15 protein-coding genes and 1 riboswitch are annotated in these 16,267 nt (G+C 61.8%); of the genes, 4 read left to right on the top strand and 11 right to left on the bottom strand.

Annotated elements, in window-relative coordinates; all coding sequences use genetic code 11:
* Positions 1–91 precede the first annotated feature (91 nt).
* Positions 92–3,019, bottom strand: a complete 2,928-nt coding sequence (gene ileS, locus QO231_RS01045) for an isoleucine--tRNA ligase (RefSeq protein ID WP_316772221.1) — start codon at positions 3,017–3,019, stop codon at positions 92–94.
* Between the two features lie 326 nt (positions 3,020–3,345).
* Between ileS and QO231_RS01040 the strand changes: the two genes are divergently transcribed.
* Positions 3,346–3,978: a pyridoxamine 5'-phosphate oxidase family protein gene (locus QO231_RS01040; RefSeq protein ID WP_316772218.1), complete on the top strand. Its 633-nt coding sequence runs from the start codon at positions 3,346–3,348 to the stop codon at positions 3,976–3,978.
* Positions 3,979–3,989: 11 nt separating this feature from the next.
* Here the strand turns inward: QO231_RS01040 and QO231_RS01035 are convergent, their stop codons facing one another.
* The 5 genes from QO231_RS01035 to QO231_RS01015 all read right to left on the bottom strand — a co-directional run bounded on the left by QO231_RS01035 (position 3,990) and on the right by QO231_RS01015 (position 8,541).
* The gene (locus QO231_RS01035; RefSeq protein WP_316772216.1) at positions 3,990–4,700 is read right to left on the bottom strand and encodes a VIT1/CCC1 transporter family protein; all 711 of its coding nucleotides are present in this window, start codon (positions 4,698–4,700) and stop codon (positions 3,990–3,992) included.
* 79 nt (positions 4,701–4,779) lie between these two features.
* The gene (locus QO231_RS01030; protein ID WP_316772213.1) at positions 4,780–5,610 is read right to left on the bottom strand and encodes a class I SAM-dependent methyltransferase; all 831 of its coding nucleotides are present in this window, start codon (positions 5,608–5,610) and stop codon (positions 4,780–4,782) included.
* A gap of 80 nt (positions 5,611–5,690) precedes the next feature.
* Positions 5,691–6,686, bottom strand: a complete 996-nt coding sequence (locus QO231_RS01025) for a YcjF family protein (RefSeq protein WP_316772209.1) — start codon at positions 6,684–6,686, stop codon at positions 5,691–5,693.
* Entirely contained in the window at positions 6,683–7,129 is a 447-nt protein-coding gene (locus QO231_RS01020; protein WP_316772207.1) for a GNAT family N-acetyltransferase, read from the bottom strand. The genes QO231_RS01025 and QO231_RS01020 overlap by 4 nt, the downstream gene beginning before the upstream one ends.
* Positions 7,126–8,541: a YcjX family GTP-binding protein gene (locus QO231_RS01015; RefSeq protein ID WP_316773051.1), complete on the bottom strand. Its 1,416-nt coding sequence runs from the start codon at positions 8,539–8,541 to the stop codon at positions 7,126–7,128. The genes QO231_RS01020 and QO231_RS01015 overlap by 4 nt, the downstream gene beginning before the upstream one ends.
* 96 nt (positions 8,542–8,637) lie before the next feature.
* On the opposite strand from QO231_RS01015, the gene truA reads away from it, so the two are divergent.
* Positions 8,638–9,405, top strand: a complete 768-nt coding sequence (truA, locus tag QO231_RS01010) for a tRNA pseudouridine(38-40) synthase TruA (protein ID WP_316772204.1) — start codon at positions 8,638–8,640, stop codon at positions 9,403–9,405.
* Positions 9,406–9,611: 206 nt separating this feature from the next.
* Here truA and gcvP read toward each other — a convergent pair whose 3' ends face one another.
* The 3 genes from gcvP to gcvT form a co-directional block, all read right to left on the bottom strand.
* Positions 9,612–12,461, bottom strand: coding sequence for an aminomethyl-transferring glycine dehydrogenase (gene gcvP / locus QO231_RS01005; RefSeq protein ID WP_316772203.1), 2,850 nt, complete (start codon positions 12,459–12,461; stop codon positions 9,612–9,614).
* Positions 12,462–12,562: 101 nt separating this feature from the next.
* On the bottom strand, positions 12,563–12,922 hold the full coding sequence (gene gcvH / locus QO231_RS01000; RefSeq protein ID WP_316772202.1) for a glycine cleavage system protein GcvH: 360 nt from the start codon (positions 12,920–12,922) through the stop codon (positions 12,563–12,565).
* A 20-nt stretch (positions 12,923–12,942) separates the two neighbouring features.
* Complete coding sequence (gene gcvT / locus QO231_RS00995; protein ID WP_316772201.1) at positions 12,943–14,067, bottom strand: glycine cleavage system aminomethyltransferase GcvT; 1,125 nt, start codon at positions 14,065–14,067, stop codon at positions 12,943–12,945.
* Between the two features lie 149 nt (positions 14,068–14,216).
* Positions 14,217–14,307, bottom strand: a riboswitch (glycine riboswitch).
* 103 nt (positions 14,308–14,410) lie between these two features.
* Here gcvT and QO231_RS00990 point away from each other — a divergent pair.
* Together QO231_RS00990 and QO231_RS00985 are read left to right on the top strand one after the other, a co-directional pair.
* Positions 14,411–14,992 carry a hypothetical protein gene (locus tag QO231_RS00990; RefSeq protein WP_316772200.1) on the top strand — a complete coding sequence of 194 codons (582 nt, stop codon included), beginning with the start codon at positions 14,411–14,413 and terminating at the stop codon, positions 14,990–14,992.
* A gap of 121 nt (positions 14,993–15,113) precedes the next feature.
* Positions 15,114–15,302 (top strand): hypothetical protein, encoded by a 189-nt coding sequence (locus QO231_RS00985; protein WP_316772199.1) that lies wholly within the window; start codon positions 15,114–15,116, stop codon positions 15,300–15,302.
* Between the two features lie 14 nt (positions 15,303–15,316).
* Here the strand turns inward: QO231_RS00985 and QO231_RS00980 are convergent, their stop codons facing one another.
* Together QO231_RS00980 and mce are read right to left on the bottom strand one after the other, a co-directional pair.
* Entirely contained in the window at positions 15,317–15,592 is a 276-nt protein-coding gene (locus tag QO231_RS00980) for a DUF1467 family protein (protein WP_316772197.1), read from the bottom strand.
* Between the two features lie 31 nt (positions 15,593–15,623).
* Positions 15,624–16,028, bottom strand: a complete 405-nt coding sequence (mce, locus tag QO231_RS00975; protein WP_316772195.1) for a methylmalonyl-CoA epimerase — start codon at positions 16,026–16,028, stop codon at positions 15,624–15,626.
* Positions 16,029–16,267: the final 239 nt, after the last annotated feature.

Genomic DNA, 16,267 nt, shown 5'->3' with positions numbered 1-16,267 from the left:
ACATTGTCCATGATGCCACCCTGCCCCGGAAGCTGCCTGTACTCAATGGATGATCGCGAATTCCGGCCCCGAGGCGGGACCGGAATAGTCGCTAGCTCAGCGCATTGTCACAGCGAGCGCAGACGCCGGCATGTGTATGGGTGCCGACATCGGGGAGGATCTTCCAGCAACGCTGGCATTTCTCGCCCACGGCAAGTGCAAACACCACTGCGACGCCCGGCACGTCTTCGAGCGCGAATGCGCCCTCGGGTGCGGGATCGGTGGTCAACGCGATCTGCGAAGCAATGCAGACGTCGGCAAAGTTCACACCCTGCAACATCCCGACCATTTCCGCGTTTTCAAGATACACGATCGGCGCTGCCTCCAGGCTGGACCCGATGACCTTGTCGCGGCGTTGCACTTCCAGCGCCGCCGTGACCACTCGGCGCACATTGCGCACCCGCTCGATGACAGCCGCCAGTTCCGGTTGTAGCCATTCATCCGGGGTCTGCGGCATGTCCTGCAGGTGAATCGAGCTGCCCTCTCCGGGAAAGCGCTCCAGCCAGACTTCCTCGGTCGTAAAGACAAGGATCGGGGCAAGCCACGTCGTCAGCCGGTGAAAGACCATGTCCAGCACGGTGAGCGCCCCGCGGCGGAACAGGCTGTCGTCGGCATCACAATAGAGCACATCCTTGCGGATATCGAAATAGAGCGCCGACAGATCCACCGTGGCAAAGGTGAACACCTTCTGGAACACACCCTGGAAATCAAACGCCGCATAGCCTGCACGCACCTCGCCATCCAGTTCGGCAAGCCGATGCGCCACCCATTTTTCCAGAGGCGGCAGGTCGGCATGGGGCACCGGTTCGATGCTGTCAAACTCCCCCAAAGACCCAAGCATGAACCGCAGCGTGTTGCGCAGGCGGCGATAGCTGTCGGCGACCCCTTTCAGGATTTCGGGACCGATCCGCTGGTCCGCTGTGTAATCGGCCTGTGCCACCCAAAGGCGCAGGATATCGGCACCATATTGCTGCACGACCTTTTCCGGCACGATGGTATTGCCGAGCGATTTGGACATTTTGTTGCCCTTCTCGTCCAGCGTGAACCCGTGTGTCACCACGTTCCGATAGGGTGCGCGTCCGATGGTGCCACAGGCCTGCAGCATCGAGGAGTGGAACCAACCGCGATGCTGGTCGGTGCCTTCCATATAGACATCGGCAATGCCGTCCGCGGAACCATCCGCCCGGTCGCGCAGCACGAAGGCATGGGTCGATCCCGAGTCGAACCACACATCCAGAATATCGAACACCTGCTCATAGGCGTTTGGATCAACCACACCGGACAGGAACCGCTCCTTGGCACCATCCTTGTACCATGCATCCGCGCCTTCGGCCTCGAATGCTTCGACGATGCGCGCGTTCACCGTCTCGTCGCGAAGCAGGAAATCGGCATCCGTGGGCAGCGCGCCCTTCTTGACGAAACAGGTCAGAGGAACACCCCAGGCGCGCTGGCGGCTCAGCACCCAGTCAGGCCGGGTTTCGATCATCGAGAACAGCCGGTTGCGCCCTCTCTTTGGTGTCCATTTCACCAGTTCATCGATGCTGGTCAGCGCGCGTTCCCGGATGGTGGTGCCATAGGTGTCCTGTCCGTCACCAACCTTTCGGTCAATGGCCGCGAACCATTGCGGCGTGTTGCGATAGATCACCGGTGCCTTGGACCGCCAGCTATGCGGATAACTGTGCTTGATCTTGCCCCGCGCCAGCAACCCACCGACTGAGGCGAGCTTGTCGATCACCGCCTTGTTGGCGTCGCCCTCCTTGCCGTTGGGCTTGAGGATGGCCTTGCCACCAAACAGCGGCAGATCAGCACGGAACCGGCCATCCGGGTCCACGTTGTAGGTGATCACCTGTTCCAGCATTCCGGCGTCGCGATAGAGTTCGAATTCATCCATCCCATGGCTGGGCGCGCAATGCACAAAGCCGGTGCCATCCTCATCCGTCACGAAAGGCGCGGCACGAAAGTCGCGCGGCTGGTCCCATTCGCCGTTTGCCCCTTCCGCACCCTTGAGCGGATGCTCAAGGAAGACACCGGACAAGTCCTCCGTCGGCACATCCCGAACGCGCCGCCACATTCCGGTTTCTAACCGCGCGTGATGCATCACGTCCTCGGCACGATTGTCGGCAAGGATGAAACGGTCGCCGACATGGGCCCAGGATTCATCGGGGGTGCCGGTGACTTCGTAGAGGCCATAGTTGAACTCCGCACCATAGACGACGCCCTTGTTGGACGGGATGGTCCAGGGGGTCGTGGTCCAGATCACGACATGTGCGCCGTTCAGGTCCTCGGCCTGCGCCTCAGTGACTGCAAACTTCACCCAGATCGTGAAGCTGTCCTTGTCATGATACTCGACCTCGGCTTCGGCCAAGGCGGTTTGCTCGACCGGCGACCACATCACCGGCTTGCTGCCTTGGTACAGCGTGCCGTTCATCAGGAACTTCTGGAACTCCGCCGCGATCACCGCCTCGGCGTGGAAATCCATTGTCAGGTAAGGATCAGGCCAGTTGCCGGTCACGCCCAGGCGCTTGAACTCCTCGCGCTGGATATCGACCCAGCCCTCGGCGAACTTGCGGCATTCCTGACGGAAATCGAGCACCGGAACCTCGTCCTTGTCGCGACCCTTTTTGCGGTATTGTTCCTCGATTTTCCATTCAATCGGAAGGCCATGACAGTCCCAGCCCGGCACATACCGCGCATCAAACCCCATCATCTGGTGGCTGCGTACGATCATGTCCTTGATCGTCTTGTTCAGCGCGTGACCGATATGCAGATGACCGTTGGCGTAGGGCGGCCCGTCATGCAACGTAAACGGCGTGCGGCCCTGCTTTTTGCGCAACCGGTCGTAAACCCCGATGTCCTCCCAACGGTCCAGCCAGGCAGGCTCGCGCTTGGGCAGGCCGGCGCGCATCGGGAAATCCGTTTTCGGCAAATTGAGCGTGGACTTGTAGTCAGTCGTTTCGGTCGTCGTCGTATCGGCGCACATGGGAGGCGTCCTTTGGATCAGTCATGGCGGAAAAGTTGCAAGCGGTCGGTGTGAGCACTCAAACACCTTTGCCCGGCGTCTCATGGTCAGAGCGCCGGGGACATAATTCGAATAATGATCCGATCAGTCCGCATCATGGCCCGGCTTATAGGGCGGGCTGCGGGGATGGTCCAGAGCCTCTCGCAGCGCACCACCGACGGATCGCCCTGCCCTTGAACCTGTCAATGTTTGTGCCACGACAGACGGAAGCCCGCAAATATGCTACACTCTGCCACGGGTACCGGGGTGCCAGATTACCCGTCGAACGCGCGGAACAGGAGATGGCCATGTACCAACCCAAGGATATCGTGACGCGTGAAGAGGAAATCAGGGCGGTCATCAAAGGCGAATACGACTCGCAAAAGACAAAGATCATCGATCACATTGATCCGCTTTGCCGGGCCTGGATCGAACGATCAAGCTTTCTGGTGATGGCGACCTTTGATGCCGCGGGCAACGTGGATGTTTCCCCCAAAGGCGACCCGGCGGGGTTTGTCCGGATTGTCGATGAAAAGACCCTCGCCATTCCGGACAGGCCCGGAAACCATCGCTTTGACGGATTTCTGAACATTCTTAAAACAGGGCGGGTCGGGTTGATGTTCCTTGTGCCCAACCGCAACGAGGTGATCCGCGTGAACGGCAGCGCGCAGATCGTGCGCGACGCAGAGTTGCGCGAGACGATGGCGATCAAGGGCCGGGTGCCGGATTTCGCTGTGGTCGTGCGCGTGGAGGAGGCGTTTTTTCACTGCGGCAAAGCCGTTTTGCGATCGCGCCTGTGGTCGCCCGAGACCCAGGATGCCTCCAAGGATTTGCCAACTTACGCCCAGGCGCTGGTTGCCCATGCCACACATGAGATTTCACTGGAGGAAATGGAGATCCGGGTTCTCAAGAACGACGAGAACCGGATGTATGACGAATAATCACCTGACAGTCAGGCATGAAACAGCGTGCCGACCGCATAGGCGATCGCAGCCGCCACGCCGCCGATCAGGAGAGTTTCCAGGGCGGACCACCACCAGGGCGCAAGCGACCATCGGCTCTTGAACGCGCCGATGGCAAAGAACACCGCCATCGTCATCATAGCTGACAATTCAAATGCTCTCTCCAGCCCCAGCATGAACGGCAAGAGCGGGATGAAACCGGCGGCAAGAAAGGCCATGAACGTCGCCATTGCGGCACGCATGGGGTGCGGATCGACACCACCAAGTCCGTACTCGCCCTGCACCATGAGGTCGATCCAGCTTTCTCTATCTGCCGTGATCGCCTGTGTCGCGTCTTCTAGAACGGCTCCGTTCAGCCCCATCCGCAACAGGATTTCACGCACCTCGCGCCGTTCTCCGTCGGGGTATCGTTTGATATGGCGCTCCTCGATGGCGCGGACACGACGAATGTTGTCACGCTCTGCCTTGGTGCCCGAGTAGTTGCCCGCCGCCATCGAAAAACCGTCGGCCAGCACGTTTGCGATGCCGAGCGCCACGATGACAAAGGGCGACAGCCCCGCCCCCGCGACACCGGCGACGATCGCAAAGGTGGTGACAGAGCCGTCAATCGCGCCGTAGACCAGATCGCGCAGCACGCCCCGCCCCGGTGGCGACCCGATGCGTCTGGCGATCTCTTGCTGGCTGTGCCCGTGATCCGGCATGGCTATGGCTCCTGTCGTTGTTGCCGACAGCGTGCCCGGCCCCTCGGCCCTGTGCCTTGTCTCAGATCAATCCGCCTGTTCAGAAACCGACGCGCGCGATCATCTCGACAGGCGCGATCTGATGTCCGTGAAGCGCCGCTACCATATTGCGGATCTTGGTGGCTGTGTCCGGCCCCATGACCAGATGCAGACCAAGGACCGGCGGCGATGCGGCCCTGCTTTGCTGGTCCGACAGGCGGGCAAAGAACGCCCTAGCAAACTCGGTCCGGTCGGTCTCCGACAGCACTCTGAATCCCGCCCCGGTCAATGCATCCCGATAGACCTGTGGCGCGCTCAGGGCATTTTGTTCTGGCCCGCTTGCCCATGGAACGGGAAAGGTCAGTTCCGGTTCGTCCACTGCCATGACATCGTAAATTCCGAACAGGCTGCCCGGCTTCAATACCCGTGCCACTTCGGCGGCCAACGCGGCCTTGTCGGCAATGTTCATCCCGACATGGATCATGTACGCAACATCGAACTGATCATCGTCAAACGGCATGTCCAGAATGCTGCCCTGCCGCAAATCGACAAGGTCCACCATCAATGCCTGACCGGTGAGCGCATTGCCTGCCGTGACAAAATCTTCGGTCAGATCAAGCCCCGTCACCCGCGCGGTGCTGACCTTGGAGACGTATCGCGCCGGCCCACCCAGACCACAGCCCAGATCCAATACCCGGTTTCCCGCCGAGATATCGAGGCGCTTGAGCAGATGCTCGGTCGCCTGCCGGCCGCCAATATGGAATTCATCAAACAGCGCAAGGGTTTCAAGATCCAGAGGCCGCTTTGCGCCAGCCTTGGCCAGTGCTGCCTCGATCCGGTCCAGCAGCGATCTGCTGGAGTAGTGTTCGGCAACTTCGGACGCTTCCGACATTGCACGCCTCCTCGCGGTGATAGGCCATCATAGCGCTGCAAGATTACCCTACGTCAACAAAAGAAATGTTTCGCGCGATTTCAGCCGTCTTTCGCGCGGAACAGGCCGCCAAGTGCGTTCTTGATGATGCCGCGTACAGAGGGCCGGCGCCCTGGGGTGAACGGCAGCGGGCGGCAGACCTCCATCGCGGCGACTCCGACCCGGGCAGACAGGGCACCGTTCACCAGCCCTTCGCCAAAGCGACGCGACAGCTTGGACAGGATCGAGCCGCCGAGAATCGGTTCCAGCAGATCATCGCCCACAGCCACGGCCCCGGTGGCAACAAGATGCGTGAACACCGCCCGTGTCAGCCGCCAGCTTCCGATCAGACCCGAGCGCCCGCCATAGATCTCGGCCACGCGCCGGATCATCCGCAGATTTGCGGCGAGCGCGGTTATCACATCGGCCAGCGCCAGCGGCACCAGCGCGGTCACCGTAGCCACCTGCCGCGCAGCAGCTTCGACTTCACGGCTGGCAGCGGCATCCAGCGGGGCCAGAAGCTCTGTTTCGGCAAGGTTCAGAAGGCCCGAGGCATCGAATTGCTCATCCATCCGTTCGGTCAGCTTTTGTCGGCCCCACTGGGTGTCATCCCGCCCGGCGTAAAAGGCGAGCAATCGCCTGGTGACCACGCGCGCCTGGCTCAGATCACGTTCTGCCAGCGCCGCGTCGGCAGCACGGTGCAGCGTGTCGATGCGGCCCAATCGGGCAATCGCCGCCATCTCGCGCAGCGCAATCACCAGCAGCACCAGGAGCATCGCAGCAATCAGCCCTGTGACGATCCAGCCCAGCACCGGCGCGCGCGCCAGCAAGCCTGTCACGAAATCCCAGGCTGCCACCGAAATCATCGCGCCGATCACCGCGCTGGCCAGCCCCCAGAACCACCGCGCCAGCCGCGAGGGTCGCCGCGCCGCCAGTCGCGCCGCCATCTGCATGGCCTGCCCGTCCGGCGCAGGCATATCCGGCACCGGTGGCGCGTCGACAACCGATACCGGCGGCTCGCGGTCTTCCAGATCAATCAGAACGGGCCCATGTGTCATGCGGCGATCTCCTTTTGCCAGACATAGGTCCAGGCGGGCTGTGTTGCATCAGGCCGGGCGCGATGTGCGGGCGGGACGGGCACGAACCCCGCCCGCGCGTAAAACCGCCGCGCACGGGTGTTTGCACCGGATGTTTGCAGATGCAGGCGCGATACCTCGCATTTGGCCTTCTCGACGAGTCGACGTCCAATTGCCTGCCCGCGCGCGGTCGCGGCGGTATAGAGCGCACAGATTTCCTGTCCGTCCCGTGCCAGAAAACCCTGCACACCGGTCCCCGACATGGCAACCGTGACCCAGTTTCGCTCTATCATCACACCACAGTAGCCGATGGCCTCTGCTGCCGAAAAGACCTCTGCATTCGGAGCTCTTCGCAACGATTGCCAGAGAATGTTCCCGGTTGCCCCTGCATCCAGTGGCGTCGCTGCACGCAATACGACCGTCACAGCCGGTCACCGATCAGAAACTGGGCGACACGGTCAAGCCGGATGTGCGGAGGGCCGTCGCCGGGCCGCAGGTCGAGCGGCGCAGGCGCAAAGGACATCACCTGGTAGTCCGCATCCAGCCAGCCCTCGGCCCCGGCCCGTGCCGGGCCAAGCAATTGCGCCGGGTCCTTTGGCAGTTCACCGGGATAGAACGCTGCTGCCTTGCCGGTGTCCAGCAAACGCCCGCGGACACAGCTCAGATCGCGCCCGGCATGTGCACGGACCTCTTCGGTGGTGGCCCGCAAGGCGGCGATGGACATCGCGACAGTGTCGGCCCCGGCGAATTGCGCGCGGTCCCGCGCCTCGCGGGTCAGCGCTTCCATGATCGCGGTCAGGCGGGCGTGTTGCAGGTGGTGCAGGTGGTCGGCCTTGGTTGCGGCAAACAGGATTTTCTCGACCCGTCGCCCGAGCAACAACCTGGTCAGAAACGCGTTTCTGCCGGGGCGGAACGCGCCCAGGATATCGGCCATGGCGCCGCGCATGTCCTCGACCGCCTGCGGCCCCTTGTGGATCGCGCCAAGCGCGTCGACCAAAACCACCTGCCGGTCAATCCGAGCGAAATGGTCACGAAAGAACGGCTTTACCACTTCGGACTTGTAGGACTCGAACCGCCGTTCCATCTCGCGTGCCAGCGAACGGCGCGGGGCGCTGCCTTCTGCGGGCAGGGGCGCAAAAGTCAGAACCGGTGACCCGGCCAGATCACCCGGCAGCAAGAAACGCCCCGGCGTGCAATCATAGAACCCCGCGATCCGCGCAGCCTGCAGATAGTCGGTAAACGCGCGCGCCAGTTTCTGCGCCACGGGTTCTTCGAGCGGTGCGTTCTGATCCACCTCGGCCAGGCTGGCGCGATATTCTGCTGCGGAGGGACGACCTTGCAGCCGCTGAAGCGTTTCCTCGGACCATTGCGCATAGGTCTTGTCGAGCAGAGCCAGATCCAGCAACCATTCGCCGGGATAATCGACGATATCCAGATGGATTGTCCGCGGCCCCTGCAGTCCCGCCAGAAGGCCGGTGGGGCGCACTCGCAAGGACAGGCGCAACTCGCTGATCGCGCGGGTGCTGTCGGGCCAGTGCGGGTCTTTTGCGGTCAGCGCGCCCAGATGGGTTTCATAGTCAAATCGGGGCACGGTATCGTCTGGCTGCGGTTGCAGAAAGGCGGCTTCGATCCGCCCCTCTTGTGCGGCGGCCAGCCCCGGCATTCGGCCCCGATCCATCAGGTTGGCGACAAGCGAGGTGATGAACACGGTCTTGCCGGACCGGGCCAAACCGGTCACGCCCAGTCGGATCACCGGTTCAAACAGTGTTTCGCTGATTGTGTCGCCCACGGTTTCGATGCTGCGCACCAGACCGTCGGCTATGGATGAAATGACCAAACCTGTACCCTGCCCCACGTCTTTGCCCCAAGATAGGGGGCGGAGGCAGGTGTTACCAGTCTTGCCGTTTCGCGCGCTGCAGGGTAGCAGCGCGCCATGCCACGTTACGCTCTCAAAGTCGAATACCAAGGTGCGCCCTTTGCCGGATGGCAAAGGCAAAAGGAGCAGACGTCGGTGCAGGGCGCGATTGAGACCGCCCTGGCCCGGCTGGAGCCGCGCGAGCACACGATCGCTGCCGCCGGACGGACCGATGCCGGCGTGCACGCGCTTGGTCAGGTGGCCCATTGCGACCTGTCGCGCGACTGGGATCCGTTTCGCCTGTCCGAAGCGCTGAACTATCATCTCAAGCCCGCACCGGTGGCGATCGTCGCCTGCGCACAGGTTTCGAACGACTGGCACGCACGCTTTTCAGCCGTCGAACGCCGGTATCTGTTTCGCCTCATGATGCGGCGCGCTCCGGCGACGCATGAGGCCGGGCAGGTCTGGCAGGTCAAACATGCGCTGGATGTCGGGGCAATGCAGGCCGCAGCCGATCAGTTGATCGGACGACATGACTTTACCACCTTCCGCAGCACGATCTGTCAGGCGGCAAGCCCGTTCAAGACGCTGGATGAATTGCGCATCGAGGACGTCGAGAGCTTTTTTGGACGCGAGGTACAATTTCACGTCCGCGCGCGATCGTTCCTGCACAATCAGGTGCGCAGCTTTGTCGGCACGCTGGAACGCGTCGGGGCCGGAGCGTGGACTCCTGACGATGTGGGCAGGGCTCTGGCCACCCGTGATCGCGCGGCTTGCGGGCCCGTCTGCCCGCCGCAGGGATTGTATCTGGCGGCGGTGCGCTATCCGGAAGACCCGTTCGCCTGAGTTTCACCGCAAATGACGAACGGAGCGACATCGTTTCAGAGACTTGCCGGGTTACCCTGCACGGCTGGACGATTCATCCAATGGCATCTCTGCGGAGCCATGGAAGGGGTGAGGGGCTCTGCCCCTCACACTCCCCGGAGTACTTGCACAAAGATGAAGAGAGAGCGGATCCGATGATCAGCTGATGAATGAACCTGTCGTCACTCCTATTCAGCGGCTTCCGCGTACTCGTCCATCGGCGGGCAGGTGCAGACAAGGTGGCGGTCGCCATAGACATTGTCGACGCGGTTCACCGGTGGCCAGTATTTGTCGACCCGGAACGCACCCGGCGGGAAACAGCCCTGTTCGCGCGAATAAGGGCGATCCCAGTCTTTCACCAGGTCCTCCATCGTGTGCGGCGCGTTCTTGAGCGGGTTGTTCTCCTTGTCGATCCGGCCTTCTTCGATCTCGCGGATCTCTTCGCGGATCGCCAGCATCGCGTCGCAGAACCGGTCCAGCTCGGCCTTGGTTTCGCTTTCGGTCGGCTCGATCATCAGGGTTCCGGCGACAGGCCAGCTCATCGTCGGAGCATGAAAACCATTGTCTATCAACCGCTTGGCGATGTCATCTACAGTGATACCTGCACTGTCGGCATAGGGGCGCGTGTCAAGGATACATTCATGCGCCACGCGACCGGTCTTGCCCCGATAGAGCACGTCATAGGCGCCTTCAAGCCGCGTGGCGATGTAGTTGGCGTTCAGGATCGCCACCCGTGTCGCCTGGGTCAGCCCGTCGCCGCCCATCAGCAGACAATAGGCCCAGCTGATCGGCAGGATAGACGGCGATCCAAAGGGCGCCGCCGAAACAGGCCCCTCCTGTCCGCCGGTCGCCGGATGGCCGGGCAGATGCGGTTCAAGATGCGCCTTGACCCCGATCGGTCCCATGCCGGGTCCGCCGCCGCCATGCGGGATGCAGAATGTCTTGTGCAGGTTCAGGTGACTGACATCACCGCCCAGATCTCCCGGCCGGCTGAGACCGACCATGGCATTCATGTTGGCCCCGTCGATATAGACCTGACCGCCATGATCATGCACGATCTTGCAGACCTCTGTGACGGTTTCCTCGAACACCCCGTGGGTCGAGGGATATGTCACCATGCAGCCCGCCAGATCGGCAGCGTGTTTTTCTGCCTTGGCCCGGAAGTCCTCCAGATCGATATCGCCGTTCGCCGCCGATTTGACCGGCACGACCTTCCAGCCGACCATGTTGGCGCTGGCGGGGTTGGTGCCATGCGCGCTCATCGGAATCAGACAGATGTTGCGGTGCCCTTCGCCGTTGGCCCGGTGATAGGCCGCGATGGTCAAAAGGCCCGCATATTCGCCCTGTGCACCGGAATTCGGCTGCATCGACAAGCCGTCATAACCGGTGATCTGGCACAGCTTGTCGGACAGATCGGTGATCAGTTCGTGATACCCAAGGGCCTGATCTGGCGGGCAGAACGGGTGCAACCGGGAGAATTCGCGCCAGCTGACGGGCATCATCTCGGCGGCGGCATTCAGCTTCATCGTGCAGCTGCCCAACGGGATCATTGCCCGGTCGAGCGCGAGATCACGGTCCGCGAGGCGACGCATGTAGCGCATCATCTCGGTTTCGGCGCGGTTCATGTGAAAGATCGGATGGGTCAGATAGTCGCTCGTGCGGTGCAATTGCGAAGGCACCCGGTATTCCGGGTCGAACTTGTCATCGGTCCGGATGATACCAAAGGCGCGCCAGACCGCCTCGACATTCTCGGGGCGGGTGCATTCATCAAGGCTGATCCCGACCCGGTGTTCACCGACGCGGCGCAGGTTGATGTTCTCGTCTACCGCCGATTTCAGAACAGCGGCCTGCAACGGTCCCACGTCAACCGTGATCGTGTCAAAGAACGACTGTGGATCGACCTTGAACCCGGCTTCTTCCAATCCCTTGGCGAGCCGCACCGTCTTGCGGTGAATCCGTTGCGCGATGGCCTTGAGCCCCTTGGGACCATGAAACACGGCGTACATCGACGCCATGACTGCCAGCAGCGCCTGCGCGGTACAGACATTGCTGGTCGCCTTTTCGCGGCGGATATGCTGTTCGCGGGTTTGCAGCGACAGGCGATAGGCGCGGTTTCCATGGCTGTCGACACTGACCCCGACCAGACGTCCCGGCATGGCGCGGGCATACTCGGCCTTTGTCGCCATATAGGCGGCATGGGGCCCACCATAGCCCAGCGGAATGCCAAAACGCTGGGTGCTTCCCACCGCGATATCCGCACCCATCGCGCCCGGCTCCTTGAGCAGGGTCAGCGCCAATGGGTCGGCGGACATGACCGCAATCGCATTGCTTTCATGAAGCGCCGCAATCTGTTCCGTGAAATCGCGCACATGCCCGTAGGTGCCGGGGTATTGAAACAGCGCGCCAAAGACCTTGTCGGCCTCAAGCTTGTCAGGGTTGCCCACGATCACTTCGATCCCCAGCGGCGCGGCGCGGGTCTGGATCACGGCGATGTTCTGCGGGTGGCAATCGCGGTCGACGAAAAACGCCTTCTGCCTGGACTTGGCGAGCCGTTGCGCCATCGTCATCGCCTCGGCACAGGCAGTGGCCTCATCCAGCAGCGAGGCGTTGGCGATCTCAAGTCCCGTCAGATCGCTGATCATGGTCTGGTAGTTCAGCAACGCTTCCAGCCGTCCCTGGCTGATCTCGGGCTGATAGGGCGTATAGGCGGTATACCACGCCGGATTCTCAAGAATGTTGCGTTGGATCGCGGGGGGCGTCACGGTTCCGTAGTAGCCTTGCCCGATCAGGCTCGTCAGAACCTTGTTCTTGGCCGCCGTGAGCCGCATGTGGTGCAGCAGTTCCCGTTCGGATTTGGCACGACCGAAATCCAGTTTCTCTTTCTGCCGGATCCCGGCAGGCACCGTATCATCAATCAGCGCCTCGATGCTTGCGGCCCCCACCGTCGCCAGCATCTGGTCCATCTCTTCGGGTGACGGGCCGATGTGACGGCGATTGGCAAAGTCATATGGCAGATAGTCGGTCGGCTCAAAAGGCATCGCGTGTCTCCGGTAATGGCGGGGCCGCATCACGTGGCGCCCCCCTGTCATTCTTCTTGTCAGAATGTTTGCGCCAGACGCAGCCGCCTCTGGCGCTGGCTCTAGGCGATGAAGTCCTTGTAGCCCGCCTCGTCCATGTAATCCGCCATCGGGCCGGTATCAGACGGTTTGAGCTTGATGAACCAAGCCGCGCCCTGCGCATCCTCGTTCACCAGTCCCGGATTGTCTGCAAGGGCCGCGTTCACCTCGACGATCTCGCCATCCAGCGGCGCGAGAATGTCGCTGGCCGCCTTGACGCTTTCGATCACCACGATCTCGTCGTCCTTGGTCACCTCGGTGCCTGCCTCGGGCAGCTCCACGAACACCACGTCGCCCAGTTGTTCCGCCGCGTGCTCGGTGATCCCGATCACGATCAGTTCACCTTCTTCCAGCAGCCATTCATGTTCTTCAGTAAATTTCATGTCCGGATTTCCCTCTTGGACTAACGCTTGAAATTGGCTGCCACGAACGGCAGCTTTGCGACTGTGAGCGGCAGGCGCTTGCCGCGCAGCTCGCCGAAAACCGTGGTGTCGGGCGCGGCGAGCTCGGTCGGGAGATAGCCCATCGCAACCGGCCCACCGACTGTCGGGCCAAAGCCGCCCGAGGTAATCGTGCCGACCTGATCGCCACCTTCTGCCCCGGCGAACAGCGCAACACCTTCGCGCATCGGCGCCCGGCCTTCGGGCCGCAGCCCGACCCGCTTGCGGGCTGGCCCCGCTGCCATTTGCGCCAGGACCGCATCGGCACCGGGAAAGCCGCCCTCGCGCGCTCCGCCCGCGCGGCGCGCCTTCTGGATCGCCCAGTTCAGACCTGCCTCGGCAGGCAGGGTGGATTCATCAATGTCGTGACCATAGAGGCAGAGCCCGGCCTCGAGCCTCAGAGAGTCGCGCGCGCCCAGCCCGATGGGGGCCACGGCATCTTGTGACAACAGCAAGCGCGCCAGCGCTTCGGCATGACGGTCGGGCACCGAAATCTCATATCCGTCTTCACCGGTATATCCCGACCGCGACACCCAACATTCCACGCCGTCCAGAGCCACGGTTGCGACATCCATAAACGCCATGTCGATCACGCTTGCATTGAGACCGGCCAGCACGGTTTCCGCCTGCGGCCCCTGCAACGCCAGAAGTGCCCGATCCGTCACCTCGGTCACGGTGATGCCCGGCTCCAGTGCCGCTTTCATGCGGGCGATGTCGGCGGCTTTGCAAGCGGCATTGACCACCACATAAAGATGGTCACCCCGGTTCGCGAACATGAGGTCGTCAAGAATGCCCCCGCTGTCGTTCAGAAACAGGCCATAGCGCTGTCGTCCCTCGCCCAGACCGGCCACATCCATCGGGACGAGCGTCTCGAAGGCAGCGGCAATATCCACAATCGGCGCGCCGGACAGGATCACCTGCCCCATATGGCTCACATCGAAAAGCCCGGCATTGCTGCGTGTCCAGCTATGCTCGGCCATGATTCCGTCGGGAAACTGGACCGGCATGTCATAGCCGGTAAAGCCAACCATCCTCGCGCCCAATTCTACATGCAGCGCGTGCAATGGTGTTCTTTTCAGATCGGTCATACCTGCTCCTGTCACAGGCCGATGCGATTTTCTAAAATCATCCCGGCACCCCAAAATCGCGCGGTATCGCGCGGCACGATGCCCCCTCTGTCCTTTCGCCTGAGATCGCTATCCCTTCGGCGGACGCGGTGCGCCTCTCTCCAGAGCTTCAAATGCAGACGGTCCCTTTTGCCTGAGAGTTTCCGGGGCGGTTGCTCCTTCGGCACCGGACGATTCGACCGGTTCTCCCGCATGCACTGGTATACGGTAGCGCCCCTGCGAAATTCGGGCAAGCCCCTGCGTGGGGAGGCGATTGCGCATCGGGTGGGCGCATCGAGAGGGCAAGGGTGCCTGCGGCTCCGGCATGACGAAACAAGTTGTTCGCCTGGCCCAAAATCCGGTTGCCGAGATCGCGTTCGTTGGCGAGGATGGCCGCATGCCCCAGACGCCTCCCAAGAAACGCCGCCCTGCCACTGCGCTGATCGCATTCGCGCGCGCTCTTTCGATGGAGGAGCCCGTTGAACATGACGAAGTCGACGATCTGGTCGATTCCGTCTGTCTTGACCCGGCCGAGCGCATCTCGCTTGTCTCGGCGCTCCAACAGGTCAATCATGACGAACTTACGCTCGTGATCACCGATTTGCTCGGCAGACGGATCGCCCGGTTGCGCGAGCGGGAAAGCGGGTTGCGGGATCTCGACGAAGTGGTCGGAGTTTGGACACAGCGGCTGAGTGCCGGAGCGCTGTTGGCCGCAGCGGGCGCAACGATTGCCGGCGCCCTCGCCGGCGAAGCGGCGATTGCCGCGCTGGCCGTGCCGACCATCGGAGGCATTGCGGTTGCACTCGGCAGGCTGCGGCTGCGACGCGGACAAGCCGGGCTTTGCCGGGAACGTGAAGAAACCGAACACCTGCTGCGGTATGCGCTGGAAGCCCTGAAATTACGTTAGATTATGGCTCGTTCCCGGCAGATGCGGTTGATTCAATGCGAACTGTAGTCGCTTTCGAATGCATCGAAGGTGGAATTTTCACCAGAATCGACTATATTGGATTCAGAGAAGGAGAACCGTGATGTTCGAGACCCTTGGTTTGGACAGTCTTATACTCGGAACCAGCGTTTGCGTCGGCCTGATCGGCTTGGGTGCGGCCTCGTACATGAGTTTCCGTGCCCGTCAGGCCGAGGCTGTGCCGGATGTCGGCAAGAGTGTCGAATCGGCACCTTATCACCGCCTTCACAACATTCTTCCGATTGAACGCTGAAACCGCGGGCCAGCCTAGCCTTCCGGCCCCATCCTGTTAAACCAGTCCAGATCACGCACGCTGATCACCCCGGACAAGATGATCGTTACCACGATCGCCCAGATCACCAGCGCAACCGCCGTGCTGATCAACGCCTTTCTCTTCAAATTATGGACTTCGGGTGCCCCTGCATGAGTTCCCGGTTCGATCTTGCCTTCATCACCCTGAGTCCGCACACGGATCGGCAAGGCGATGAAGAACGTCATGAACCAGATGACCGCAAATAGAACAATTGCTGATGTGATGGCCATGCAGGGCTCCGTGCTTTTGGTAAGTCGCGACTCAGACCTGTTCCAGTTCGACAAGACACCCGTTGAAATCCTTGGGGTGCAGGAACAGGACGGGCTTGCCATGGGCCCCGATCTTGGGGTTTCCGTCGCCCAACACCCGTGCGCCTGTCGATTTCAGATGATCGCGCGCCGCCAGGATGTCGTCGACTTCATAGCACACATGGTGAATACCGCCTGATGGGTTCTTGTCGAGAAATCCCTGAATCGGGCTGTCGTCACCCAGCGGATACAAAAGTTCGATCTTGGTATTGGGCAGTTCGATAAACACCACGGTCACCCCGTGGTCGGGTTCGTCCTGCGGCGCGCCGACTTTGGCACCAAGGGCGTTGGCATATTGCGATGACGCGGCCTCCAGATCCGGTACGGCAATGGCGACATGGTTCAGGCGTCCAATCATGGGTCTTTCCTCATCTGCTGTGGTGCAGACCTTATGCGTTGGTCTATCGTCAAGGGCAATGGGACCAAATCGCCCATTGAACCAGATGGAAAACGCGTTAGCGCGATCATCGCCTCCGTGCACTGGCAGGCCTTGGCGCCCATGCCAACCGACAGAGATTGCCGCAGGCCCGATCGCACTTGCATGGATGGATGGATTGCTCACAAGACCCTCTGCGCCCTGCCCCGCAAGACTTGCGC

It is taken from the genome of Sedimentitalea todarodis (genome assembly GCF_032595355.1).
Classification (GTDB): Bacteria; Pseudomonadota; Alphaproteobacteria; order Rhodobacterales; family Rhodobacteraceae; genus Sedimentitalea; species Sedimentitalea todarodis.
Note: the sequence above shows the minus strand (reverse complement) of the source record. Positions and strands in the feature narration are given on the sequence as shown.

Coding starts and splice junctions, on each gene's coding strand:
- QO231_RS01035 (WP_316772216.1), bottom strand. CDS start 4,700: ATGCCGGATCACGGGCACAGCCAGCAAGAGATCGCCAGACGCATCGGG.
- QO231_RS01025 (WP_316772209.1), bottom strand. CDS start 6,686: ATGACACATGGGCCCGTTCTGATTGATCTGGAAGACCGCGAGCCGCCG.
- gcvT (WP_316772201.1), bottom strand. CDS start 14,067: ATGACCGATCTGAAAAGAACACCATTGCACGCGCTGCATGTAGAATTG.
- truA (WP_316772204.1), top strand. CDS start 8,638: ATGCCACGTTACGCTCTCAAAGTCGAATACCAAGGTGCGCCCTTTGCC.
- gcvP (WP_316772203.1), bottom strand. CDS start 12,461: ATGCCTTTTGAGCCGACCGACTATCTGCCATATGACTTTGCCAATCGC.
- QO231_RS00990 (WP_316772200.1), top strand. CDS start 14,411: ATGACGAAACAAGTTGTTCGCCTGGCCCAAAATCCGGTTGCCGAGATC.
- gcvH (WP_316772202.1), bottom strand. CDS start 12,922: ATGAAATTTACTGAAGAACATGAATGGCTGCTGGAAGAAGGTGAACTG.
- QO231_RS00980 (WP_316772197.1), bottom strand. CDS start 15,592: ATGGCCATCACATCAGCAATTGTTCTATTTGCGGTCATCTGGTTCATG.
- QO231_RS00985 (WP_316772199.1), top strand. CDS start 15,114: ATGTTCGAGACCCTTGGTTTGGACAGTCTTATACTCGGAACCAGCGTT.
- QO231_RS01040 (WP_316772218.1), top strand. CDS start 3,346: ATGTACCAACCCAAGGATATCGTGACGCGTGAAGAGGAAATCAGGGCG.
- ileS (WP_316772221.1), bottom strand. CDS start 3,019: ATGTGCGCCGATACGACGACGACCGAAACGACTGACTACAAGTCCACG.
- QO231_RS01030 (WP_316772213.1), bottom strand. CDS start 5,610: ATGTCGGAAGCGTCCGAAGTTGCCGAACACTACTCCAGCAGATCGCTG.
- mce (WP_316772195.1), bottom strand. CDS start 16,028: ATGATTGGACGCCTGAACCATGTCGCCATTGCCGTACCGGATCTGGAG.